Origin of the sequence: Rhizobium sp. NFACC06-2, assembly GCF_900101425.1 — a bacterium.
Classification (GTDB): Bacteria; Pseudomonadota; Alphaproteobacteria; order Rhizobiales; family Rhizobiaceae; genus Agrobacterium; species Agrobacterium leguminum.
Map to the genome: position 1 here is coordinate 382,265 of NZ_FMVA01000002.1, position 24,521 is coordinate 406,785.

The window sequence follows — 24,521 nt, forward strand, 5'->3', positions numbered from 1 at the left end:
GCTCTGTACTCAAAACATTGTTCTCAGACGCGGTGTAAACTCGTCGGGTTAATCGCCCCTCTGGAAACTGAATTTGATAGGAGAATGCGGAGATCAAAGAGCCAAAATGTGAATTGTTTGGGGCAGCGACGTGACTAGAATTAGACGTTGCCTAATTGCCACAAGGGGTTTATTAACCCTAACAGAAGCCTAACCAGCAATAGATCGCCTTTAAACTTAGTTATATTCAAATTAAACCGAAATTGCATTGTGAATAAAAAATCGCCCAATTCTTTTGGGGCCGATGGACAGCTTGCGATTTGCATTTATATCCAGCAAATAGGACGGATATGAGCAAATGCAGGTCAGCCGTGAAAGAAAATATACAAAAGACAGTCTTGATAACGGGAGCCGCCCGCCGGCTCGGGCGGGCAATCGCCACCGATCTGGCCGCCCATGGCTTCGCCATCGCCGTCCATGCCAATGAATCGATGGCGCAGGCGGAGGAATTCGCTAACGAAATAAGGCAAAAAGGCGGCAAGGCCACGGCTGTTCAGGCGGATTTGACACAATCGACGCCGACCATGGCGCTTGTCGAAAAGGCCGCTTCCGCCCTTGGCCCCATCGGCGTCGTCGTCAACAATGCGTCTGTTTTTCTCGCCGATACCGCAGAAACGCCCGATCCTGATGTCTTCGACGCCCATTTCGCCGTGCATGTGCGGGCCCCTTCCCTCATCGCCGCCGCCTTTGTCGAGCAATTGCCGGCCGACAAATCCGGGCTGATCGTCAATATCATCGACCAGCGTGTGCTTGCGCTCACGCCGCGTTTTTACTCCTACACGCTTTCGAAATCGGCGCTGTGGACCGCCACACGCACCATGGCGCAGAGCTTTGCGCCACGTGTGCGGGTCAATGCCATCGGGCCTGGTCCCACCTTCAAAAGCGAAAGACAGGCGCCCCAGGACTTTCAGGCGCAGATCGACGGCCTTATATTAAAGCGTGGTCCCGCGCCGGATGAATTCGGCCGGACGATTCGCTTTCTTTATGATACGCCGTCGGTCACCGGACAAATGATCGCGCTCGACGGCGGCCAGCATCTTGGCTGGGAAACCCCTGACGTGGCGGAGATAAATGAATGAACGGAAAGAAGCTGCCTGATGGCGGTATTCTCTTCGATGAAACCGACGACGAAGACGACGATGCCAACCCTGCAGCGACGGATGCTGCCGAGGCGCCGCGCGACGTCGCCGGCATGGACTGGAATGCGGGCTGGAAGAACGAATCCGGCCTGAAGGGCATGGATCTGATCGGCGAATTCGTCAAACACCTGCCGAATGCGCCGGGCGTCTATCGCATGTTCAACGAGGCGAACGACGTTCTTTATGTCGGCAAGGCGCGCTCGCTGAAGAAGCGTGTCGGCAATTACGCGCAGGGCCGCGTGCATTCCAACCGCATTGCCCAGATGGTGCGGTTGACCGCCCATATGGAATTCGTCACCACCCGCACGGAAACAGAGGCGCTTCTGCTGGAAGCGAATCTCATCAAGCGCTTGCGGCCGCGCTTTAATGTGCTTTTGCGCGACGACAAATCCTTCCCCTATATTCTCATTACCGCAGACAACCGCGCGCCGGCGATTTTCAAGCACCGTGGAGCGCGGGCGCGCAAGGGCGATTATTTCGGCCCCTTTGCGTCGGCCGGCGCGGTCGGGCGCACGATCAATTCGCTGCAACGCGCCTTTTTGATCCGCACCTGCACTGACAGCGTGTTCGAAACCCGCACGCGTCCCTGTCTTCTTTACCAGATCAAGCGCTGTTCCGGCCCCTGCACGCATGAGATCAGCGATCAGGGGTATGAAGAACTCGTGAAGGAAGCCAAGGATTTCCTGTCCGGCAAGAGCCAGAGCGTGAAGACCGCGATCGCGCGGCAGATGAACGAGGCGGCCGAGGACCTCGATTTCGAGCGCGCCGCGGTCTATCGCGACCGGCTGGCCGCACTTTCGCATGTCCAGAGCCATCAGGGCATCAATCCGGCCGGCATCGAGGAGGCGGATGTCTTCGCCATCCACCATGAAGGCGGCATCTCCTGCATTCAGGTGTTCTTTTTCCGCACCGGGCAGAACTGGGGCAACCGTGCCTATTTCCCCAAGGCCGACCCATCGCTCGCCGGCTCGGAAATCCTCAACGCATTCCTGGCGCAGTTTTACGACGACAAGCCGGTGCCGAAACAGATCCTGCTTTCCGAAACGGTGGAGGAGCAGGAGCTGCTGGCCGCAGCACTCGGCGAAAAGGCCGGGCACAAGGTGACAATCAGCGTGCCGCAGCGCGGCGAGAAGAAGGACATCACCGACCATGTGCTTGCCAATGCCCGCGAGGCGCATGGCCGCAAGCTGGCAGAAACCTCGTCTCAGGCGCGGCTGCTGAAAGGTTTTGCGGAAACCTTCGGTCTCTCTTATGTGCCGCGCCGGATCGAGATTTACGATAACTCCCATATCATGGGCACCAATGCCGTGGGCGGCATGGTGGTGGCGGGCCCTGAAGGTTTCGTGAAGAACCAGTACCGCAAGTTCAACATCAAATCGACCGACATCACCCCCGGTGACGACTTCGGCATGATGCGCGAGGTAATGACCCGCCGCTTCTCGCGCCTGCTGAAGGAAGAGGGAAAGCCCGACCGTGGGCAGTCGCAGACGCCGACGCCGGAGGAAGCCGCCGATATGCCCTTCCCCGCCTGGCCCGATGTGATCCTGATCGATGGCGGTCAGGGCCAGATGACGGCGGTACGGGCCATTCTCGATGAACTCGGCATTCGCGACTGCGTGACCGCCATCGGCGTCGCCAAGGGTGTGGACCGCGAGGCGGGCCGCGAGCGCTTCTTTGCGGATGGGCGCAGCGATTTTTCGCTGCCGCCGCGCGATCCCGTGCTCTATTTCATTCAGCGCATGCGCGACGAAGCGCACCGCTTCGCCATCGGCTCGCACCGGGCGCGGCGCAAGAAGGAAATGGTGCGCAATCCGCTCGACGAAATCTCGGGAATCGGTCCGGGCCGCAAGCGCTCCCTGCTGCAGCATTTCGGCACGGCCAAGGCGGTTTCCCGCGCCGGCCTCAACGACCTGATGGCTGTCAGCGGCATTTCGGAGACGGTTGCGCGGCAAATCTACAATCACTTCCACGAGAGCGGCAGCGATTGACGCAGCGCCGTCGTGGCGAACTGCTAAAAAAACATAATCACATGTTGACGCTATGCCCTGGCGGCGGCATCAAGGCAGCTAATCTTAGACTGACAGGTTTCCCATGGCTTCGCGCGCATACAGCATTCCCAACCTACTCACCTATGGCCGCATCCTCGCGGTTCCTGTCATCGTTTTGTGCTTTTACATCGAAGGGAAACTGGAAAGCTCGGATTTCGCGCGCTGGACAGCATTGTGGCTGTTCATCATCGCCTCGCTGACCGATTTCCTCGATGGTTATCTCGCGCGTATCTGGAACCAGACGTCGAATATCGGCCGCATGCTGGACCCGATCGCCGACAAGCTGCTGGTCGCCTCCGTCCTGCTTCTGATGGCGGCGGATGGCACCATTGCCGGCTGGTCGCTCTGGGCGGCCATCACCATTCTCTGCCGCGAAATTCTGGTCTCGGGCCTGCGAGAATATCTGGCGGCGCTGAAGGTCAGCGTTCCCGTCACCCGCATCGCCAAATGGAAGACCACCATCCAGATGGTCGCCATCGCCTTCCTGCTCGCGGGTCCTGCGGGCGACAAGGTTCTCCCCTACACGACCGAAATGGGCATCACCCTGCTGTGGATCGCGGCGGCGCTGACCATGTATACCGGCTATGATTACTTCAAGGCCGGCCTGAAGCACATCGTGGATGAAGACTGATGACACGGATCGTTTATTTCGCCTGGGTTCGCGAGAAGATCGGCACGGACGAAGAAGAGCTGGACATCCCCTCCTTCGTCACCACCGCCGGCGAGCTGATCGCCTGGCTTGCGACGCGCGGCGAGAATTACGAAGCTGCCTTCGAATTCCCCAATGTGATCCGCGTCGCTGTCAATCAGGAGCATGTCGAGCATGATGAAAGCATCGTCGGCGCGCGCGAGATCGGCATTTTCCCGCCGATGACGGGGGGATGAGCGGATGCAGCCGACGGTCCGCGTGCAGGCAGAGGATTTCGACGCTGCGGAAGAAACCCGCCGGCTGACGGAAGGTGACAGGAGCATCGGCGCGGTCGTAGCCTTCACCGGGCTCTGTCGGGATGATGGCGGCACGCTTGCGGCGCTGGAGCTTGAACACTATCCCGGCATGGCGGAGGCGGAAATAACCCGCATCGCCAGACTTGCCATGGAGCGCTTCGGCCTTCTCGGCCTCACCGCCATCCACCGCCACGGCAAGATCGCCACCGGCGAAAACATCGTCCTCGTCATCGCAGCTTCATCGCATCGACAGGCGGCATTCGATGGCGCCAATTTCGTGATGGATTATCTCAAGACATCCGCCCCGTTCTGGAAAAAGGAACATGGCAAGGATGGCTCGGCGGGCGACTGGGTTGCGGCAAAGACAACCGACGACACGGCGAAGAACAAGTGGCGATAGAGCATTTCCAGGAAAAGTGGAGCCCGGTTTTCCGTCCGGAAATGCGACGAAACAAAGAGTTAGAGCGCTTTTGCCATTCGAAGAAACGCGAAAGCGCTCCAGGGGCCAGACTCAGGGCGCTTCCACCCTGCTGCGCATGACAATCAGCCAGCCGACCAGCATCGCCAGAACCACCGCATCGCGCCAGGCCGCCGGTCCGTAACCGACCCAGAAAGTTTCCGCAAAGCCGACGGCGGCGGCCCCAAGGCCGCAAATGAGCGGACTGGCATAACCGCCCGCCGCCGAAATCAGCACCACCTTCAGGCCAAAGACCAGACCGGCACCGAAATCCATGGTGCCGTAATAGAATGTGGCCAGCACGCCGGCGATGGCGGCAACGAGGCCCGCCGCACAATAGGAGACGAGAAATATCCGGCCGGCATTCACCCCGCATAAGGCGGCGGCGGAAGCATCGTCCGAGACCGATTTCCAGCGCCTGCCGAAAGCGGAACGGCCAAGATAAAGCGACCCTGCGAGAATGAGCAGGCAGAACGCCGCCGTGTTCAGCATCTGCATCGGCGTCAGGGTCACGGCAAAGCCGCCATCGGCCCAGAAGCGCACCGGCTGAGACAGAAGCGGCGGCAGCCATAACTGCCTTGTGTCGGCGGCCAACCTCGCGCTTTCGGTCAGCGCAATCAGCACGCCGACGGAGGCGACGGTCACGGCATTGGGAGAGGCTTTCGCCAGCGGGCGCATCACCGCCCGGCCGACAAAACCCGCCGCCCACAGCCCGCCGAACAGGCCTGCCCCTGCCCCGAGCGCCAATGTTGCCGGCAAAACCAGCCACAGCCGGTTCCAGCCGAAATCCGCAAATAACAGGCAGGTCTGGCCGGCAAAGGCGAATATGGCGCCATAGGTGACATCGGCGCGTTTGGTGACCGAAAATGCGATGGCATAACCAAAGGCCAGAACCGCATAAAGCGAGGCGACCGGCACGGCATTCAGCAATTGTTGCAGGAAATAGGCCAAGCGCGTCCTCCCGCCATGATTATAACTGTTAAAACTCATTTTGACAGTTATAATGTGCAGCATGACCTTTCGCTGGACAGAACATCGTTTCGCAGGCGGCGCATTGGCGCTGGATGTCGCCAATAGCGTGATCCTGCGCTCGGATGCGGCAAAATCAGTCGACCGTTTTGCCGTGCCGGCGCAGATCGCGGCCTTTGCTGAAGCGGCCACAAGGCTTGGTGCGGAACGTGACAGGTTTCCCACGCTCATCGCGCCCGAGGCGGAAAAGCAGGCGGTTTTTCTCGATCTTCGCGAGGCTGTCGACGATTATTTCCGCGCCGCCATTACCGGCGGCGACGATGACGACGACAGGCTGGCCGGACTTCTCTTCGCCTGCGGCATGGCACTGCGGACGTTTCCGATTGCCGAAAGCCTCGGCAACGCCACCGCCCATTCCGCCCTCTCGCTGCTTGCCGGTGAAACACGGGAGCGGCTGCGGATTTGCGGCAATTGCGGCTGGCTTTTCATCGACCGCAGCAAGAACAGAAGCCGTATCTGGTGCGATATGGCTGTGTGCGGCAACCGGCAGAAAGCCAGCCGGCACTATCACCGGAAGAAGGACGTGCGATCATGAGAAGAATTGCCCTTCCCTTGCTGGCGATTGCGGGAATGCTCGCTCTTTCCGGCTGCCAGCGGGACGAACCGCGCGAAGTGGCGAAGGTTTCCGGCCGGATGTTCGTTTTCAACTATCGCGTCGCCATCGCCACCTATCTGGTGACGCTTCAGCGCATCGCCCCCATTCGCGATGGCAGCACGGTGGAAGCGACATTCGAAAACCCGCGCGGCGGTCCAGACCTTACCAGCCGCGAGAAGATTTTCCCGAAAGACGAAAAGATCACGGTTCAGAGCCCACCGGTGGAATGTGTGAAGCAGGACCGGCCCTATAAGGTCACCATCCGCATCAAGGGGCCGGAAGGCGACATCCTTCAGACCATCGAAACCACGATCCGCTCCGACACCGACCAGTCGCTTCTTCCCGCCAAGCCGCTGGTGGTCGGCCCGCTTTATACGCCCAATCCGGAGGTGTTCAAACCGGATGGCACGACGGATATGCGACCGGTTCAGGGGTGTCCGGCGTCCTAACAAAAAATTGCAGCCTTAGGCTCAGTTCTCTGTAGGGGGTGGCAAACCTCTCTTCCGTCATGCCGGGCTTGACCCGGCATCCAGCCGCCGCGCGTCTGCGTGGCGTAAGAGTCTTTGCGATCAAGGACTTGATCGCGCTGGACCCCGGATCCAGTCCGGGGTGACGGAGTATGAAGTGAGGTCTCCGCAGAAACGCACCGTCTTGCAGGCAGCGCTCCAAAACAAAAAAAAACGGAGCCTTTCGGCTCCGTTTCTTCGAGTCTTTTCAGCAGCTTCGTGCAATCGCCTGCAACAGCGATTCAAGCCGTTGAGATTTTGAATCAGCCGACGATTTCGGTTTCGGCGAACCAGTAGGCGATTTCCTGTGCGGCGGTTTCCGGGGCGTCGGAGCCGTGAACGGAGTTTTCGCCGATGGAGAGCGCGAAGGTCTTGCGGATGGTGCCTTCAGCGGCCTGGGCCGGGTTGGTGGCGCCCATGATTTCGCGGTTCTTGAGGATGGCGTTTTCGCCTTCCAGAACCTGAACGATGGTCGGACCGGAAGTCATGCCTTCAACGAGTTCGCCGAAGAAGGGACGCTCTTTGTGAACGGCGTAGAAGCCTTCGGCTTCGCGCTTGCTCATCCAGACGCGCTTGGAGGCGACGACGCGCAGGCCGTTGTCTTCAAATACCTTGGTGATCGCGCCCGTCAGGTTACGCTTGGTTGCGTCCGGCTTGATCATCGAAAATGTGCGTTCAATCGCCATATGTCCGTTTCCTTTTCCTTCAGAGAAAGTGGGCGGTCTTTACCCGCCCAAAGGCCCGAAAACAAGGGGGATCGACGAGATTGCGGCAATGATGCCAGACATTTCACGCCGCTGTCACACTGCGGCCTCTCGCATCGTAGAGATCGAGGCAGCCTTCGAACCAGTCCCGCACGGGGTCGTTATCGGCGATCCGCCCCGGTGGTGATCCGCGCCCATTGCAGCGCGCCGAACACGATGTAATCCGCAAAGAGCGGCGATGTGCCGCCGATGAAAGGCTGGAAGCTCAGCATACGCCGGATCGGCGCAAGCAATGCCGGAAAGGCTGCGATTTCCGCCTCGCGGTTTGCCACCACATCCTCCAGCGGACGGCCGAGCGCTTTCGTGCGGCTGTCGCGGAAATAACGGCGGTCCGGCTCGTCCAGCATATTGTGGATATCGAGCACGGCAATACGGACGATGGCCGGGTGAAGCATCGTCTGCGACCAGCTTTCGACGAAACGGGCCATGGCCTTGCCGCCCTCGCCGTTGAACAGCGACGGGCGCTCCGGGTAAGCCTCGTCCAGATAAAGCGCGATCTCAAAACTGTCACTCACCAGCTCGTCACCGTCTCGCAGGATCGGCACGGTCTTCGAAAAACCATCCTCCACCGTCGGGATCACCGTGAAGGGTAAAGGCCGCTCCTCGAAATCCAGCCCCTTATGCGCCAGCGAAAGCACGGTTTTCCAGCAATGGGGAGAAAATGGCCGGGAAGTGTCGCTTCCGCATAGCGAATAGAGCGTTCTGGAAGTCGTCATGGGCTGCCCCTCTTCTGCAACATCGATGGAGCGATATAAAAACGGTCGCCGCCCGAAATCAAATCAGGATTTGTCATATTATCGATCAAGGAACGCTTGGGGCACACCGCCTTCCGCAACGCGGAATCTATGCTTCGGGACGGCAAAATTCTTTGTGGATTTATTCTATTTTAAACCGTCGCTTGTAAGAATAACGCCGTTCAACAATCGGTTATCGCCGGTCCATTCATAATAATCCATTGCTATTGGGGCTGTCAGTGACGACATCGGCGGGCGATAAAAAACGCGAACAGGCAAGAAGCGCTCTTGTCGTTACCAAGATCACGCAGTTCATCGCCAAGATGAACATTGCACCTTTGCCGCGCAATTATGAATTGATCTATGAAATATTGTCCGGACACAATCCGGCCATGGGCCGTGACATTCTCGCGCTCGGCAATGCGCCGCAGCAGCATGAAATCGACCTCATCGGCCAGCGGCACAATCTGCCCGGCTTTTCCCGCATCGAAGCCGAACAGATGGCAAGCGCGGCCTTCGATACACTGACGCAGATTTCCGCGCGGCTGGATGCAAGCCTTCAGCGCACCGAAACCTTTCTGGCCAGCCTTGCGCAGAATGAGGATGGCGAGCCGCCCGCAACGGAGCGCTTCATCGATTTGCTGGGCGATATCCACGAAGAACAGACGAGCCTTCGGCATTTCATCGCCATGGGACTGGTGAAAATCCGCGAGGTTGAAAGAAACCGTGGGGAGCTTCAGGCTGCCTCGCTGCGCGATGCGCTGACGGCCCTGCCAAACCGGGCGGCCTTTCTCGAAAAGCTTGGCGCTCTTTTTCCAAAGGACCGGGCCGCATCCGCCACCTCGCTGGTGCTGCTGGATATCGACCATTTCCGGGAAATCAACGGCAAATATGGCTCCGCCGCCGGCAACAAGGCATTACGGCGTCTCGCCGCCCTGTTTCGCAAAACCATCAAGAAGGACGATTTCGTCGCCCGTATCGGTGGCGATGAATTCGCCTTCCTGTTTGCCGGCGTGCCGCAGAACACGGCCGAGGCCATTGCCGAGCGGTTGCGGCAAAGCGTGGAGGCGCTGCGTTTCGTGACGCAGGAAGGAGACGGCGAACATCTGACCGTTTCGATCGGCGTCGCTGCGGTGGACGGAACCGCAACGCCCGCCGAATTTTTCAGCCATGCCGAACTCGCTCTGCTTTCGGCCCGCTGCGGCACGCGCAACTGCGTCGTCGGTTATTCGCGGGAGGTGGCGCAGCATAGCCGCAGCAGCTATCTGGTGCAGCTCGGCGATTGACAGTTTAATCTCGCCCGATGTGGCGCGGGCGCTCTTGCCTTGGCCAGACAGTTCGGCCAAAACGGCGCCATGATTACGATTACCGATCTTTCCGCCCGTATCGCCGGGCGTCTGCTTCTCGACCATGCCAGCGTGACGCTTCCCGCCGGTGTGAAGGCGGGCCTTGTTGGCCGCAACGGCGCCGGCAAATCCACCCTGTTCCGGGTCATCACCGGCGATTTCTCGGCGGAAAGCGGTTCGGTGACAATCCCGAAACAGGCGCGCATCGGCCAAGTGGCGCAGGAAGCGCCGGGTACCGAAGAATCGCTGATTTCCATCGTGCTTTCGGCCGACAAGGAGCGCAGCGCGCTTCTGGCCGAGGCGGAAACCGCAACCGATCCGCACCGTATCGCCGAAATCCAGATGCGGCTCGTCGATATCGACGCCCATTCGGCGGAAGCGCGCGCCTCCAGCATTCTTGCCGGCCTCGGTTTCGATCACGAAGCGCAGCTTCGCCCGGCCTCCTCCTTCTCCGGCGGCTGGCGCATGCGCGTGGCGCTCGCCTCCGTGCTGTTTGCCGAACCCGATCTGCTGCTGCTCGATGAGCCGACCAACTATCTCGACCTCGAAGGCACGCTCTGGCTGGAGGACTATATCCGGCGTTATCCGCACACCGTCATCATCATCAGCCACGACCGCGATCTTCTCAACAATGCCGTCAACTCCATCGTGCATCTGGACCAGAAGAAGCTGACCTTCTATCGCGGCGGTTACGACCAGTTCGAGCGGCAGAAGGCCGAGGCCGACGAATTGCAGATGAAGGCGAAGGCGAAAAACGACGCCGCGCGCAAACACCTGCAGAGCTTCATCGACCGTTTCCGCGCCAAGGCCACCAAGGCGCGGCAGGCGCAGAGCCGCATCAAGGCGCTGGAGCGCATGGGCACCGTCGCCGCCGTGATCGAGGATCACGTCCAGCCGATCACCTTCCCGGAGCCGGAAAAGCAGCCCGCCTCCCCCATCGTCGCCATCAATGGCGGGGCTGTGGGTTATGAGCCGGGCAAATCGATCCTGAAGCAGCTCAATCTCAGGATCGACAATGACGACCGCATTGCGCTGCTCGGCTCCAACGGCAACGGCAAATCCACCTTCGCGAAATTCATCTCCGGCCGGCTTGCGCCGCAGGCGGGCGATCTTCGCGTCGCCCCTGGCCTGAAAATCGGTTTCTTCGCGCAGCACCAGCTCGATGACCTCGTGCCGGACGAAACGCCGGTCGAACATGTGCGCAAGCTGATGCCGCTGGCGCCAGAGGCACAGGTGCGCTCCCGCGTGGCGCAGATGGGTCTCGCAACCGAAAAGATGGCGACAGCGGCAAAGGACCTTTCCGGTGGCGAAAAGGCCCGGCTTCTGATGGGACTTGCGGCCTTCCACGCGCCGAACCTGCTCATCCTCGACGAACCGACCAACCATCTCGATATCGACAGCCGCAGGGCGCTGATCGAGGCGCTGAACGATTACAGCGGCGCGGTCATCCTCATCTCGCACGACCGCCATCTCATCGAGGCGACAGTGGACCGGCTGTGGCTGGTGGCTGACGGCACGGTCAAGACCTTCGAAGGCGACATGGAGGAATATCGCGATCTCGTCGTTTCCTCCGGTAAAAAGAAGGAAGACAAGACCGACGCTGTGGCCGATCAGGCCTCCAAAGCCGATCAGCGCAAGGCCAGTGCGGAAAAGCGCGCCCAGCTTGCGCCGCTCAAGAAAAAGATCAACGAAATCGAATCCCTGACGGCGAAGCTTGAGAAACTGATTCAGTCGCTCGACGCCGAGCTGGCGGATCCCGTCCTATACGAAAAAGCGCCCGCCAAGGCCGCGCAGAAAGTGAAGGAGCGTGGCGAGGCCGCCGCGAAGCTTTCGGATGCGGAGGAGCAATGGCTGCTGCTTTCGAGCGAATATGAAGAAGCAATGGCGGGGTGATGCGCGACTGCGCTTTCGGTTAAACTGGATATGTCCTAGGCGCATGCCCTGCGCGGTTGCAGGCGGTCGAGCGGTACGGCGGGGGAATAAAGATAACCCTGCCCGAAGCGAATGCCCATCTGCATCAGGAGCCGGCTCTGCTCCTCGGTTTCTATGCCTTCCGTCACCAGCTTTGCGCCGTAACGCTCCGCACTCTCGAAGGCGAGCGCAATGGCCTCCCTGAACCGCGACTGGTCGAGCCTCGATGTCATCCAGTGATCGATCTTGACCTCTTCGAACGGGAACCGCGCCAGCAAAGTGAGGGCGGCATAACCGGTGCCGAAATCATCGAGCGCCAGCCGGACGCCTGCGGCAATCAGCGTATCGAAATTCTGCTGTACGATATCGGTGGTCGGTATCCTGCTCATCTCCGTCACTTCGATTGAGAGGCGATGCGCCGGCACCGCCATTTCGTGCAGCAGCGCCACGACCCGGTCTGCGAAATGCGCGCTCGCGAAGGACGAAGCGGAAATATTCACCGCCAGATGAAAATCCGCCTCGAGGCCGTGCAGGTCGCGAAGATCGCGCACGACGGCCTCGATCGTCGACCATTCGAATTCCACCAGCAGCCGATGGCGTTCGGCGATTTCCAGCACATAATAAGGCGAAAGCGCCTGCCCCCGCGCATCGACCGCGCGCAGGAGCGCTTCGGCGCCGATCATGCGGCGATTGCGCATTTCGAATTTCGGCTGATAACAAATGGGCGGCGTGCCGGATTTGATCCAGTTGACCAGCATCTGCCGCACCGCCTCGTCCAGTGTCGCTTTCTCGGCAAAGGAGAAGGGGAAAATCTGCACCGGATGATCGCTGCCCTTGAGCGCCAGGCTGAGGTGCCTGAGGAAGGAGGCGACGTTCCGTTGCGAAAGCTTGTCCAGATTTGCCGCGCCGATTTTGAGATGCGGGACCGGCCCTGCCTCCGCCGAGCGACAAAACGTGCTCAAACCCTCATGCAGATGCATCATGAGTTTCGCACTTTCGGACTTTTCAAGCGAAATCCCCTGCATGACGACTGCGAGTGTCGTATCGCCGAACATGAAGCTACAGGGCGCATTCGTTTCGCAAAGGACGCCGTAGTCCCCGTTGCAGATCTCCCGCGCCAGCCGGGGCCAGAAAAGATCGCTCCAGTCCTCGCCCTCGCAGGCGGCGACATCGGCAATATTGACGATCTCGATCAGAATGAGGGCGTGCGGAACGGCCGGCTCCTGCCGCATCGCCGCTTCTATATGGTCCTTGAGGGCGCGTCTGTTGGGCAGGCCGGTTAATGAATCCGTCCGCGCCGCCACCTCGCGTTTCCGTGTCTCTTCCCGCGCCCGCGCCTCGCTGCGCAGCAGGATGAACAGGCAGACGATCATCGGCAGGCCGACGGCGACCGCGCCCAGGGTTCGGCGGCCTATTGCACTCAAAAACAGCGTCTGGTCGACCAGCCCGAGCGCGAGTGAGACAGAGATCGCAAGCAGCACTGCAATGAACCTGACCGCGAAGACAGTAAGGATATCCCGAATTCCCAGATCGGCGAGGCGGCGCTTGCGCATCCAGCCATACATGATGATGCCGCAGGCCGAAATGACGGCCATGTCCTGCAGGGCCGCAAAAAACAGCACGGGACCGCCGAACACGAAACGCCCGGCCGCCACGAGGGCAAGGCTGATCAGTCCGCCCTGCCAGGATCCCAGCACCCCGGCCAGAAACAGCAGGTCGGAGCGGATATAGGGTTTGGAGGGGAGCTTGATGAATTCGGAAACCAGCAATGTCAGCAGAAAGCCAGTCGCCCCGAACACGATGCCGTAATAGATTTTATAGCGTGGATCCTCGAGGGCGATGTTTCGCCGCAGAAGGATCAGCACAGACACCATGCCAACGACAGCAGCCGCCTGAAGCAGCAGAAACGGAAGTTCGGCAGCCGATGCTGCCGCTTGTGCGGCGATCAATTCCATCATCTGCATTCCCCCATTATTATCTGTTCTGGCGCCGGCATTCCGGCATATGGCCTTCACAAATCCTGCTTCGTGCAGGACAGAATTTATAATACAATCGCCAGGCCTTCAGTGTCCTATGTCGCCATTGCGGCTTCGACGCTGTAAAGCTTCGCTGACCCCCGACAATTGGTCCCATATACACGGAGGCCAGCACCGGCCACGGTGCTTCTGCCGTCATCGGGAACCGGAATGCCGAGGCAGCCCGCGAACCGGGCATAGCGACGGCCAGCATACGGCCAGCTCATGACACCGAAAACCAATGCATGTGCATTGAATGGATGGCTGCTGTCATCGACTTTGCGAAGGGAGCCAGACGAACGGCCATCTTCAAGTAAAACCACCATGCACCGACTCTTAAAAAATATATTAAAGCGAAATCTAAAATTAATACGAATATTCTTCGAATATACCGAAAAAAATCGACATTAAAACTGCTGAATCACAAAAAACAACATTTTAAAATTCAGAAAAATAGTTTCTATTCTCAAATTCTATCAAAGCAACGAATGTAAATACCAAAATTTTGTTATGACATTACAGCTTGAAAAAAGACGCGCGGCGTGGAAACGATCACCTTGCTCCTTCGGTCGTTTCTGCTAAAAACTTGTAAAAATCACACTTTATCCCCTGCAGCACTCACACGGGTTCCACTTCATGTCAGCCACCAAGCTTGCCATCGTCGGCGTCGGCAAAATCGTTCGCGACCAGCATCTTCCCGCCATTGCAGGCAATCCGGATTTTGAATTGATCTGCACCGCAAGCCGCCACGGCACCGTGGACGGCGTCGCTTCCTATGGCACCATCGAGGCCATGCTGGAGGCCGTGCCTGCTATCGACGCGGTATCGCTGTGCATGCCGCCGCAATATCGTTACGAGGCGGCCTACGCGGCGCTGAATGCGGGCAAGCACGTTTTCCTCGAAAAGCCGCCGGGCGCCACCCTTTCGGAAGTGCAGGATCTCGTCCGGCTGGCGGATTCGAAGGGCCTTTCGCTCTTTGCAAGCTGGCATTCGCGTTATGCCCCGGCGGTCGAGGCTGCGAAGGCGTTTCTGGCTTCCACCAAAATCGAGAGCGTGCATGTCATCTGGAAAGAGGATGTGCGCCACTGGCACCCGAACCAGGCCTGGATCTGGCAGGCTGGCGGTCTTGGCGTGTTCGATCCCGGCATCAATGCGCTTTCGATCATCACCCATATCCTGCCGCGCGCGCTGTTCCTGACCAAGGCGACGCTGGAGTTCCCGGAAAACCGCGACGCCCCGATCGCCGCCGACCTGCATTTTTCCGATGTGGCGAAAACGCCCGTCCATGCCGAATTCGACTGGCGCCAGACCGGCAAGCAGAGCTGGGATATCGTTGCCGAGACGGCAGCGGGACGGATGGTGCTTTCGGAAGGCGGCGCAAAGCTTGCCATCAATGGCGAAGAAAAACTCTCACAGCCGGAGCGGGAATATCCTGCCCTTTACGAGCGTTTCTCGGAAATCATCAAGGCTGGCCGTTCCGATGTCGATCTCGCGCCGCTGACCCACGTAGCCGACGCCTTCCTGCTCGGCCGCCACAAATTCGTGGATTCCTTCTACGACTGAGAGGCAAAAACGCTTCCCGAAGGACAATGCCTCAAAGGGCGCGGCTGACGAAACGGTCGCGCCCTGATTTTTTGGCCTGATACAACGCTTCGTCGACGCTGGATAGCAGCGTTGCCCGGTCGGCACCCGCCTGCGGAGCAAGCGCGCCGCCGATGCTGAGACGGGCGTCCACCTCCTGCCCGTCCAAGTCGAAGGGGTTTCGGAAAGCGGCCAGAAGCCGGTCCGCCATTCCGCTCATGACATCTGGGCTGCGGGGCCGCGGTATAAAAATCGCGAATTCATCGCCGCCCATGCGCACGACGATATCCTCCTTGCGGATTGCCTTGCGGATACGTCCGGCGGCGGCGGTCAGAACGCGGTCACCGGCAGGATGGCCGAACGTGTCGTTGATGGTCTTGAAACCGTCCAGATCAAGATAGAGCACACCGAAGGCCTCGTTTGCACGCAGGGCCGCGCCGAGCTGGCCGTCGACAATCGCCTCCAGCGCCTTGCGATTGTAAAACCCGGTCAGCGGATCGGTCATCGCAGCATCGCGCAATTCGCGTTCGGCCAGACTCATGGTGAAATTGGCTTTTTGAAGCCGCAGCAATGCAGCCGCCAGCAACGCGAAATGTCTGAGATTGTCGATTTCGATGCGGGAAAAATTTCTCGGCACCGTATCGACCAGGCAAAAGGCGCCAACAACAAGACCGGGCTCAAGTTCGATCGGCGCACCCGCATAGGAACGCAGCTCCGGCCCCTCTTTCACATAGGGCATGAAGCGGAAATGCGGATGCTCGGTGAGATCGGGAATCACCACCACATCCTGCTTGGCGACGACGCGGTTGCAGATCGACAGATCGCGCGGGCATTCCGACAGCTGCATTCCCGATTGCTCGGCGATATGAAGCCAATCCTCGTCGACAATATTGATCGCCGCACGCGCCACGCCAAAAACCCCCTGCCCCAGTTGCGACAGCACTTTCAGCTCCGGCATCTCGGCATTCTTGAAGGACATGATCGACCGCACCGCGACCAGACGCTCGGTTTCTCCCTCCGGTCGCGATATCGCCTGTCCCATACTCAAGTCCTTCTGCTGTTGCGTTACAGGAAGCCGCCCGAGGCAGAGCGGGTCAAACCAGCCGCCTCGCTCGAAGCGAAAGCCCATTCCACCAGGTTTCCTTCGAGCGCATAATGCAAAAACCCGCAATTGACGCCACGTGCGAATTTTTGCCGGTCTCTTTGCGTATGGAACCAATCGTCGCGATGGCCAATCGGCGGTGCGATCAGGCCTTCTTCTGCCAGCGGCCTTCAGGCGACTGCTGCCAGTAGGTCAGGGAATGTCCCTCTGTTTTCAGTCTTTTCCAGTGATTCCGCGCCATTTCGAGCTGGTAGGCATCGTACCCGTCGAACATGAATACGATACGTTCGTAGGCCTCAACCGCCGGCGGCTCGGCGCCATCGACGAGAAAGCGGACACTTGCCGCGTTGGCGTTCTCGTCGGACGCCGTCAGGAGAATCGGCTGGTTTTGCGGTGCGGGCGAAGTATCGGTGGCGTGCGGCAGGAAACTGTCGTCACGAAAGGTCCACAGATGCGTATCGAGGAAATCACGGCGCTCCTCGCCCACCGTCTGGATCGCGACCTTCCAGCCGCGTTCCAGCGATTTCTCGAGCAGGGGCGGCAACGCATCCTCCAGCTTCGATTCCGTCAGATGGTAAAACAGAATTTCAGTCATCCGCAGACGTGCCGCTCCGCTCGCTTCAATCTTCGTAATGGGCACGAACGAGTTCGTTCAGCAGCCTGACGCCGTAGCCCGATCCCCATGACTGGTTGATCTCGGTCAGCGGCGACCCCATGGCGGTGCCGGCGATATCGAGATGCGCCCAGGAGGTTTCGCCCACGAAACGCTTGAGGAACTGCGCAGCGGTGACGGAACCCGCCAGACGGCCCGAGCTGTTCTTCATGTCGGCGAATTTGGAATCGATGATCTTGTCGTAATCCTTGCCGAGCGGCATGCGCCACAGTTTTTCTGCCGTCACATCGCCCGCCTGCGTGAGGCGCGCTGCAAGCTCGTCGTCATTGGAAAAAAGACCGGCCTGAAGATTGCCGAGCGCCACGGTGATCGCGCCTGTCAGCGTGGCAAGGTTCACCATGAATTTCGGGTTGAAGCGATCCTTGGTGTACCAGAGCGCATCGGCCAGAACCAGACGGCCTTCGGCATCGGTATTGATGATCTCGATGGTCTGGCCGGACATGGAGGTGACGATATCGCCCGGACGCTGGGCATTGCCGTCAGGCATGTTTTCCACAAGGCCGATGACGCCGATCACATTTGCCTTGGCCTTGCGGGCGGCCAGCGCATGCATCAGGCCGGTCACGGCGGCGGCCCCGCCCATGTCGCCCTTCATATCCTCCATATTGAGGCCGGGCTTCAGCGAAATGCCGCCGGTATCGAAAACGACACCCTTGCCGACGAAGGCAATCGGCTCATCCTTCTTGTTGCCGCCGTTCCACTGCATCACCGCAAGTCTGGGCGGGCGCGCCGATCCCTGCGCCACACCGAGAAGCGCATTCATGCCGAGCTTCTTCAGCTCTTTCTCGCCGAGGACTTCCACCTCGACGCCGAGCTTGCGCAGCTCCTCCGCCTTCTCGGCAAATTCGACGGGGCCGAGAGCGTTCGGTGGCAGGTTGACGAGATCGCGCGCCAGGGTAACACCGCCCGCAACGGCCTCGGAGACGGCAAAAGCCTTTTCCGCTTCCTGATGGGCGGCCGTGACGATGACGATCTCCACCTTCTTCGGCGTCTTCTCTTCGTCGGACTTTTTCTTGGTCTTGTAAGCATCGAAGCTATAGGCGCGCAGCAGCAGGCCAAGCGCGAAATCCGCAGCCGCCTGCGCACCGACCTCTACGCCCGGCGCATCGAGATAGATGACGACCCTGTCCGCCTTCTTGAAACTGGCGGCGGCGGTGCCACCGGCGCGCAGCCAGTCATGGGCGACCAGCTTCGAGGGCTTGCCGAGGCCGATGACGAGCAGCCGGTCGGCGGCGGAACCCTGCGGCGCGATCACGTCGAGCGTCGTCATGGATTTTGCGGAAAAGCCCGAAATCTTCGCCGCCCTTTCGATCACACCGCCCGGATCGGCCTCGGAGGCGCCGGCGACGGCCTGCGCCTCACCCGAGGCCTGCAGCACAACGGCGAGCGCGTTTTCAAGCGCGGCGGAATTGGCGAAAGAAATATCGAATTTGGCGGACATGTTTTCCTGCTCTTCTTCTACGACTTGCACGATGCGCATGATCATGGCCTTTTCGGCCCCGGGCGCAACCCCGCATTCTTTAAAGGCCTACAGTCGTTAAAGGAAAGGCATTTTTGTGGAATGCGAAATCGCGTCATGAAACCGACAGCTTGTTCCACAAAAAGACACAGGCGATGGAAAAATCATCGCGCAAAACATATTTGTGAGCACGCCGGAATAGCCAATTGCAAACGATGCGATTAGATAGGCGGAAACTCGGCGAGCGATCGCACGGAAAAACAATGTCGAACAGGGCCGTATGAAGCTTCTCGAGAACTATATCCTGCGGCGGACAACGCAGATGTTTCTGGTCGCGCTGCTGCCGGTGCTGGCCATCATCTGGACCATCCAGGTTCTCCAGAGAATCAATCTCGTCACCGATACCGGCCAGTCGATGGGTTCCTTCATGGCGCTCGCGACGATGATCCTGCCGACGCTGATCCCGGTCGTCCTGCCTTTCGCGCTGGTGATCGGCATCACCCAGATCTTCACGACGATGAACAACGATTCCGAGCTTGCCATCATCGATGCGGCCGGATCGCCCCGTTCGATCATGTATCGTCCGGTTCTCATTCTGGCTGCCATTCTGAGCGCGCTTTCCTTCACCATCACCAATTTCATCGAGCCGCCCGCCCGCAGCTCCGCCCGGCAGATGGTGGCCGCCGCCTATGCCGACCTTCTGTCCTCGGTGATCGAAGAAAAGACTTTCCGCACCATTCAGGACGGTCTTTACGTGCAGATCGCCCAGCGGCAAGGCCGTATCCTCAAGGGCCTGTTCGTCGCCGACCGCCGCGATCCGAATTTCGATCTCATCTATTATGCCAAGGAAGGCATGATCGATGAAAGCGGCACGTCGCTGACCATGCGCGACGGCGAAGTGCAGCAGAAGACGCCGGACGGCAAGGTCTCGATCGTCAAGTTCCTGTCCTATGCCTTCGACCTTTCGACCATGTCGGAAAAGCAGGATTCCGAGCCGTCGCTCTCTCCGGGCGATGCCAGCCTCGGTTTCCTTCTTTCGCCCGACGAGAACAATGCGAGCTACAAGCGCTCGCCGGAAGCCTTCCGCAGCGAGCTGCACAAGCGCCTGTCGGACTGGATGTTCGCCTTCTCCTTCGCGCTGATTTCGCTGGTCATCGCCGCCGATGCCCGTTCGCACCGCGAAGCGCGCCTGCATCCGATGGTCGCCGCACTGGTGACGGCCTTCATGCTGCGGTGGCTTGGTTTTTACGTCACCAATCAGATCAAGCAGAGCGCGGCCTTCATTCCGCTGGTCTATGCCGTTCCGGGCCTCAGCGGCGGCGCCGCCGCCTTCATTCTGCTAACCGGCCGCAAGCCGAAGATGCCGAAAGTCATCGCCGATGCGATGGGTCGTCTGCGCCGTCTCTTCTCCAGCCGGATGGCGAAAAGCTCTGGGAGCGGCAACGCATGATTTTCAACACGCTCTCCCGGTATTTCCTGAAGCGATATCTGATCACCGCCATCTGGTTCTTGCTCGGTGTATCCTCGATCATTTACCTCGCCGACTTCAGCGAAACGGCACGGCGCATGTCCGGCCTGCCCGGCTATTCCGTTCCGGCCGCCCTTGGCCTGACGGCGCTTCGCCTGCCGCTGATCCTGCAACAGACCGTGCCCTTCATCGCACTTTTCGTCGGCATGACGACGCTGATCTCGCTCAACCGGCGTTACGAACTGGTGGTGACGCGCGCCGCCGGCATTTCCGCCTGGCAGTTCATCCTTCCCTTCGTGCTCGGCGCGGTTTTCATCGGCATCCTGTCGGTCACCGTCCTGAACCCCATCGCGGCATGGGGCCAGAACAAGTCGCTGGCGATGGAAGCCGGCCTGCGCAACGAAGCGGGCGGCGGCCGCCAGCAGGAGATCATTCCGTGGATGCGCCAGGCAAGCGGCGGCCAGGATACGATCATCGGGGCCAAGAGCTTCGAGGACAATGGAACGCTGCTTCTCGACGTGGTTCTGATCGACATCGACAAGGACGGAAACATCGTCTCCCGTAAGGATGCGAAGTCGGCTAAATTGGAAGATGGTTACTGGCTTCTTAATGGCGTTTCGGAAACGCGCGCCGGGCATGTGCCAGTTCGGCAAGAAAGCACGCGGATCAGTACCAATCTGAGACGGGAATTCGTCCAGGAGCGCATGACGCAGACGGAAACCGTTGCTTTCTTTGACCTTTCTCACAAGATCGAAGTTGCAAAGTCCTTTGGACTATCTTCGAAGGCGCTTGAGACGCAGTATCATTTCCTGCTATCGACGCCCTTGCTTCTGGTTGCGATGACCTTGATCGCCGCGACCGTTTCATTAAAGTTCAGCCGCTTCGCCCAATCGCGCTCCGTGATTCTGGGTGGAATCGTTTCCGGCTTCGTGCTTTATGTAGTAACCGTGCTCGTAAGGGCATTCGGGAGTGGTGGCGTTGTCCCTCCCACCGTCGCGGTCTGGGTTCCAGTCATCGTGGCGTTGGCTTTGGGGGCAACCATTCTGCTTCATCAGGAGGACGGCTAGTGGCGGTATATGACCGCGGGAATATCAGGCGGCTTTGGACGGCCCTTCTGACAGGTGCCGCTGTGTGCGCGTATTTGGCATCCAGCCCGGTCGCTATCGGCCAGGATGGTTTGCTTGCGTCGGCAAGCCAAGACGATTCGAAACTCCTGCTTACAGCAAATGAACTGACCTATAATCGCGATTCCCAGCGTGTGATCGCGAAGGGCGTGGTTCGCATGAAATATTCGGGCTACCGCATGGTGGCCCAGCAAGTGGAATATAACCAGCAGACCGGCCGCGTGATCGCCCATGGCAACATCGAGCTGATCGAGCCGGGCGGCAACAAGATTTATGCCGACGAGATGGACGTGACCGACGATTTCGGTCAGGGCTTCGTCAATGCGCTGCGCGTCGAGACCACGGACAATACCCGTATTGCCGGTGAAAGCGCCGAGCGTCTCGAAGGCGACCTGATGGTGCTCAACAACGGTGTCTACACCGCGTGTCTGCCCTGCGCCGAGCGGCCCGAAAAGGCGCCGCTGTGGCAGGTCAAGGCCGAGCGCGTCGTTCAGGACGGCAAGACCCATACGGTGCGGCTGGAAAAGGCCCGCCTGCAGCTTTTCGGCCATTCGATCGCCTATCTGCCGTTCCTTACGGTTCCGGACAATACGGTGAAGCGTAAATCCGGCTTCCTGTTCCCGCAGATGAGCATTACCGACAATCTCGGTTTCGGTATCGGCGTCCCCTATTTCCACGTTCTGTCCGACACCTCGGACGTGACCGTCACGCCGACCTATTACACGACGCAGGGTCTGCTGCTGCAGGCGGAACTGCGCCAGCGCTTCGAAACCGGCATGCACACGGTCACGATTGCGGGCATCAGCCAGCAGAAGTCCGAAACCTTCACGGCCGGCACCAGCGACGCCCTCAACGACAATCGCGGCATGATCGCAAGCAAGGGTGATTTCTCGATCAACCCGCGCTGGGCGTTCGGCTGGGATGCCATGGTGCAGACCGACAATAACTTTTCGCGCACCTACGGGCTGAAGGGTTATAAAAACGACGTTCAGACCAACCAGATTTATCTGAACGGTGCGAGTGAGCGTAACAGCTTCGAAGCCCGCGGTTATTATTTCAACGTTCAGGATACGGACAATACCGAAGCCAAGGAACGCAAACAGGCAATCGTCCACCCGGTTGTCGACTACCGTTATTTCGTGCCGGATCCGGTTTATGGCGGCGAACTTTCGCTGACCACCAACCTGACGAGCATCACGCGCCTGCGGCAGGATGCTTACGCGCTCGGCGGTTATCCGCGTTTCAGCGGGCTTGAGGGTGACTATACGCGCCTTTCCACCGAAGCCGAGTGGAAGCGCACCTTCACGATGGACAGCGGCCTGCAGATCACGCCGATCCTTGCCGCGCGCGGCGACGCGCTCTGGACGGACATGTCGCCTGCAGCCTTCACCTCGGGCGGGACCTCCTATGCCTATGAGGGCATGATGCATGACGGCGCGGCTTTCCGCGGCATGGTCACCGGTGGTCTGGAAGTGCGTTATCCCTGGCTGTTCACCGCGCTCAACAGCAGCCACGTGATCGAGCCCATTGCACAGATTTTCGTGCGCCCGAACGAACAATATGCCGGCCGCCTTCCGAACGAGGATGCACAGGCATTCGTCTTCGACGCGACCAACCTGTTCGAACGCGACAAATTCTCCGGTTTCGACCGGATCGAAGGCGGCACGCGCGCGAATATCGGCTTCCGCTATAACGGTACGTTCGACAACGGCTACGGCGTTCGCGCCATTGCCGGCCAGTCCTTCCATCTGGCGGGCGACAATTCCTTCGCCTCCTACGATCTCGTCAATGCAGGCGCCAACTCGGGCCTCGAATCCGACCGTTCGGATTACGTCGCCATGGCCGCTTTCGATGCGCCGATCGGACTTTCGTTGTCGTCGAGCCTGCGTCTCGACAAGGACGATTTCGACATCAACCGCTCGGAAACCGGTATCAGCTATTCGGACCGTCGCCTTACCGGCAAGCTCAGCTATACGCAGGTCAAGGCACAGCCGAAATACGGCTATAACGAAGACCGCGATATCATCCAGGCGTCCGGTTCGCTGCGCATGGACGACAACTGGTCGCTGTTCGGTTCGATCAATTACGATCTGAACGGGAAGTTTGCCGCCGAACGCCGCATCGGCATTGCCTATCAGGATGAGTGCACGATCCTGACGGTCAGCTATTCCGACGAAGGCAATATCAATTCCAGCCGTCAGGCCGCCAATGACTGGTCGATCAACGCCCGTCTGGCCTTCCGTACGCTCGGCGATATCAGCGTCGGTTCAGCCAATGAGGACTGGAACGACATGGATATTGGCTGGAAGCCAAACAACTACTGAGTTTAGAGGCAGGTTACGCAGCATCGTGACCTGCCTTTTTACCATTTGGCCAGTAAAGCCACGGTTTCGCCGCAACAACACGCCAATGTCGGCCGCGCATGGAACCTATCGGGTTTTCTTTCAACAAACCGACACATTGCCGTCTTGCGGATCGCGATGATATATACGTGGCAAATTCGCGGTGCGGATGCACAGTTGCAGGTCTGAAAAGCGGGAGAGTTCAATATTCCCCTCATCAGGCAGAACAGATTGGCGGGACAGGGCAACAGCACCCTGCCCGACGAAAGGGAGAAGGATATGATGAATTTCGGAAAGACGGCTTTGCGTGGCGCTGCTTTCGCCTTTGCGATATTCGCCGTTCCCATGGCCGTTGTGCCCTATGCCGGCCAGGCCTTCGCCGACAGCACCGTCAAGATCGTCGTCAACAAGACCCCCATCACCAATGACGATATTGCCAAGCGCGTCGCCTTCCTCAAGTTGCAGCGCCAGTCCGGCAATCTCAACGAAAAGGCGCGTGAGCAGCTTGTCGACGAAGCGCTGAAGCGCGAGGAAATCGGCCGCGTTAAGATGTCGGTCAGCACCGACGATGTCGATGCGGCCTTCGCACGCTTTGCCAGCAACAACAAGATGACCCCGCAGCAATTGACGAAGGTGCTTGCGCAGGCGGGTGTTGGAGCCGACCATTTCAAGGCCTTCATCGCCGTTCAGATGAGCTGGCCGCGCCTTGTCAACGCCCGTTATGGCGCACGCGGCAAGATGTCGACGCAGGATCTCGTGACCCGACTGAAGGAACGCGGCGACAAGCCCGTCACCACGGAATATTTCCTGCAGCAGGTCATTTTCGTTATCCCGGAATCGAAACGCAACGCCATTACCGGCAAGCGCAAGGCCGAGGCTGAAGCATCGCGCAAGCGTTATCCCGGCTGCGACCAGGCCATGAGCTTCGCCGCGACCATGCGTGATGTGGCGATCAAGGACCTTGGCCGCATTCTGGCGCCGGAGCTGCCGGAAGACTGGAAGGCGCTGGTGGAGAAGACCAAGGAAGGCGGCACCACCGGCACCCGCGTCACCGAAAAGGGCGTCGAATATCTGGCCATCTGCAAGCAGCGCCAGGTTTCCGACGACTATGCGGCGGAGATGGTGTTCAAGTCCGAAGATCTGATGAAGGCCAAGGACGGCGAAAACCCGAACGAAAAGAAATATATGGATGAGCTGCGCAAGAAGGCGCAGATCGTCAACACTTGATATTGATACGAGAGCCG

General features: G+C 59.4%; 20 protein-coding genes and 1 pseudogene. 14 read left to right on the forward strand and 7 right to left on the reverse strand.

The annotated features are described in order from the left end of the window. The first annotated feature begins 329 nt into the window (after window positions 1-329). The 5 genes from F3H58_RS06275 (at window position 330) to F3H58_RS06295 (ending at window position 4,571) form a co-directional block, all read left to right on the forward strand. Entirely contained in the window at window positions 330-1,118 is a 789-nt protein-coding gene (locus F3H58_RS06275; RefSeq protein WP_149741576.1) for an SDR family oxidoreductase, read from the forward strand. Beyond that, window positions 1,115-3,166, forward strand: a complete 2,052-nt coding sequence (uvrC, locus tag F3H58_RS06280; protein WP_188128797.1) for an excinuclease ABC subunit UvrC — start codon at window positions 1,115-1,117, stop codon at window positions 3,164-3,166. Before F3H58_RS06275 ends, uvrC begins: the two co-directional genes overlap by 4 nt. A gap of 103 nt (window positions 3,167-3,269) precedes the next feature. Continuing rightward, a complete protein-coding gene (gene pgsA, locus F3H58_RS06285; RefSeq protein ID WP_003520759.1) occupies window positions 3,270-3,857 on the forward strand; it encodes a CDP-diacylglycerol--glycerol-3-phosphate 3-phosphatidyltransferase in 588 nt (195 codons plus the stop codon). Then, entirely contained in the window at window positions 3,857-4,111 is a 255-nt protein-coding gene (moaD, locus tag F3H58_RS06290) for a molybdopterin converting factor subunit 1 (protein WP_149741577.1), read from the forward strand. Before pgsA ends, moaD begins: the two co-directional genes overlap by 1 nt. 4 nt (window positions 4,112-4,115) lie before the next feature. Further along, window positions 4,116-4,571 (forward strand): molybdenum cofactor biosynthesis protein MoaE, encoded by a 456-nt coding sequence (locus F3H58_RS06295; RefSeq protein WP_149741578.1) that lies wholly within the window; start codon window positions 4,116-4,118, stop codon window positions 4,569-4,571. 111 nt (window positions 4,572-4,682) lie between these two features. Here the strand turns inward: F3H58_RS06295 and F3H58_RS06300 are convergent, their stop codons facing one another. After that, window positions 4,683-5,579: a branched-chain amino acid ABC transporter permease gene (locus F3H58_RS06300; RefSeq protein WP_149741579.1), complete on the reverse strand. Its 897-nt coding sequence runs from the start codon at window positions 5,577-5,579 to the stop codon at window positions 4,683-4,685. A 52-nt stretch (window positions 5,580-5,631) separates the two neighbouring features. Between F3H58_RS06300 and F3H58_RS06305 the strand changes: the two genes are divergently transcribed. Both F3H58_RS06305 and F3H58_RS06310 read left to right on the forward strand, forming a co-directional pair. Continuing rightward, on the forward strand, window positions 5,632-6,192 hold the full coding sequence (locus F3H58_RS06305) for a CGNR zinc finger domain-containing protein (RefSeq protein WP_188128798.1): 561 nt from the start codon (window positions 5,632-5,634) through the stop codon (window positions 6,190-6,192). After that, on the forward strand, window positions 6,189-6,701 hold the full coding sequence (locus tag F3H58_RS06310) for a hypothetical protein (RefSeq protein ID WP_142779005.1): 513 nt from the start codon (window positions 6,189-6,191) through the stop codon (window positions 6,699-6,701). The genes F3H58_RS06305 and F3H58_RS06310 overlap by 4 nt, the downstream gene beginning before the upstream one ends. 320 nt (window positions 6,702-7,021) lie before the next feature. Here the strand turns inward: F3H58_RS06310 and ndk are convergent, their stop codons facing one another. Both ndk and F3H58_RS06320 read right to left on the reverse strand, forming a co-directional pair. Further along, window positions 7,022-7,444: a nucleoside-diphosphate kinase gene (ndk, locus tag F3H58_RS06315; protein WP_003496769.1), complete on the reverse strand. Its 423-nt coding sequence runs from the start codon at window positions 7,442-7,444 to the stop codon at window positions 7,022-7,024. A 103-nt stretch (window positions 7,445-7,547) separates the two neighbouring features. Then, window positions 7,548-8,238, reverse strand: a pseudogene (locus F3H58_RS06320) (glutathione S-transferase family protein). Between the two features lie 257 nt (window positions 8,239-8,495). On the opposite strand from F3H58_RS06320, the gene F3H58_RS06325 reads away from it, so the two are divergent. Then, on the forward strand, window positions 8,496-9,542 hold the full coding sequence (locus F3H58_RS06325) for a GGDEF domain-containing protein (protein ID WP_188128799.1): 1,047 nt from the start codon (window positions 8,496-8,498) through the stop codon (window positions 9,540-9,542). 69 nt (window positions 9,543-9,611) lie between these two features. Continuing rightward, on the forward strand, window positions 9,612-11,495 hold the full coding sequence (locus F3H58_RS06330; protein WP_142844899.1) for an ABC-F family ATP-binding cassette domain-containing protein: 1,884 nt from the start codon (window positions 9,612-9,614) through the stop codon (window positions 11,493-11,495). Window positions 11,496-11,530: 35 nt separating this feature from the next. Here the strand turns inward: F3H58_RS06330 and F3H58_RS06335 are convergent, their stop codons facing one another. Beyond that, the gene (locus F3H58_RS06335) at window positions 11,531-13,471 is read right to left on the reverse strand and encodes an EAL domain-containing protein (RefSeq protein ID WP_149741581.1); all 1,941 of its coding nucleotides are present in this window, start codon (window positions 13,469-13,471) and stop codon (window positions 11,531-11,533) included. A 693-nt stretch (window positions 13,472-14,164) separates the two neighbouring features. On the opposite strand from F3H58_RS06335, the gene F3H58_RS06340 reads away from it, so the two are divergent. Then, complete coding sequence (locus F3H58_RS06340) at window positions 14,165-15,091, forward strand: Gfo/Idh/MocA family protein (protein WP_125145882.1); 927 nt, start codon at window positions 14,165-14,167, stop codon at window positions 15,089-15,091. Window positions 15,092-15,122: 31 nt separating this feature from the next. Here F3H58_RS06340 and F3H58_RS06345 read toward each other — a convergent pair whose 3' ends face one another. The 3 genes from F3H58_RS06345 to F3H58_RS06355 form a co-directional block, all read right to left on the reverse strand. After that, a complete protein-coding gene (locus tag F3H58_RS06345) occupies window positions 15,123-16,151 on the reverse strand; it encodes a sensor domain-containing diguanylate cyclase (RefSeq protein ID WP_149741582.1) in 1,029 nt (342 codons plus the stop codon). 205 nt (window positions 16,152-16,356) lie between these two features. Continuing rightward, window positions 16,357-16,806 carry a DNA polymerase III subunit chi gene (locus F3H58_RS06350; protein WP_003520745.1) on the reverse strand — a complete coding sequence of 150 codons (450 nt, stop codon included), beginning with the start codon at window positions 16,804-16,806 and terminating at the stop codon, window positions 16,357-16,359. Between the two features lie 25 nt (window positions 16,807-16,831). Then, window positions 16,832-18,325 (reverse strand): leucyl aminopeptidase, encoded by a 1,494-nt coding sequence (locus tag F3H58_RS06355; protein ID WP_059753150.1) that lies wholly within the window; start codon window positions 18,323-18,325, stop codon window positions 16,832-16,834. A 298-nt stretch (window positions 18,326-18,623) separates the two neighbouring features. Between F3H58_RS06355 and F3H58_RS06360 the strand changes: the two genes are divergently transcribed. The 4 genes from F3H58_RS06360 to F3H58_RS06375 all read left to right on the forward strand — a co-directional run bounded on the left by F3H58_RS06360 (window position 18,624) and on the right by F3H58_RS06375 (window position 24,504). Continuing rightward, complete coding sequence (locus F3H58_RS06360; RefSeq protein ID WP_149741583.1) at window positions 18,624-19,793, forward strand: LptF/LptG family permease; 1,170 nt, start codon at window positions 18,624-18,626, stop codon at window positions 19,791-19,793. Continuing rightward, entirely contained in the window at window positions 19,790-20,878 is a 1,089-nt protein-coding gene (lptG, locus tag F3H58_RS06365) for an LPS export ABC transporter permease LptG (RefSeq protein ID WP_149741584.1), read from the forward strand. The genes F3H58_RS06360 and lptG overlap by 4 nt, the downstream gene beginning before the upstream one ends. Beyond that, entirely contained in the window at window positions 20,878-23,259 is a 2,382-nt protein-coding gene (locus F3H58_RS06370; protein ID WP_065654082.1) for an LPS-assembly protein LptD, read from the forward strand. The genes lptG and F3H58_RS06370 overlap by 1 nt, the downstream gene beginning before the upstream one ends. Before the next feature lie 297 nt (window positions 23,260-23,556). Beyond that, a complete protein-coding gene (locus F3H58_RS06375; protein ID WP_149741585.1) occupies window positions 23,557-24,504 on the forward strand; it encodes a SurA N-terminal domain-containing protein in 948 nt (315 codons plus the stop codon). The last annotated feature ends 17 nt before the right edge of the window (window positions 24,505-24,521 follow it).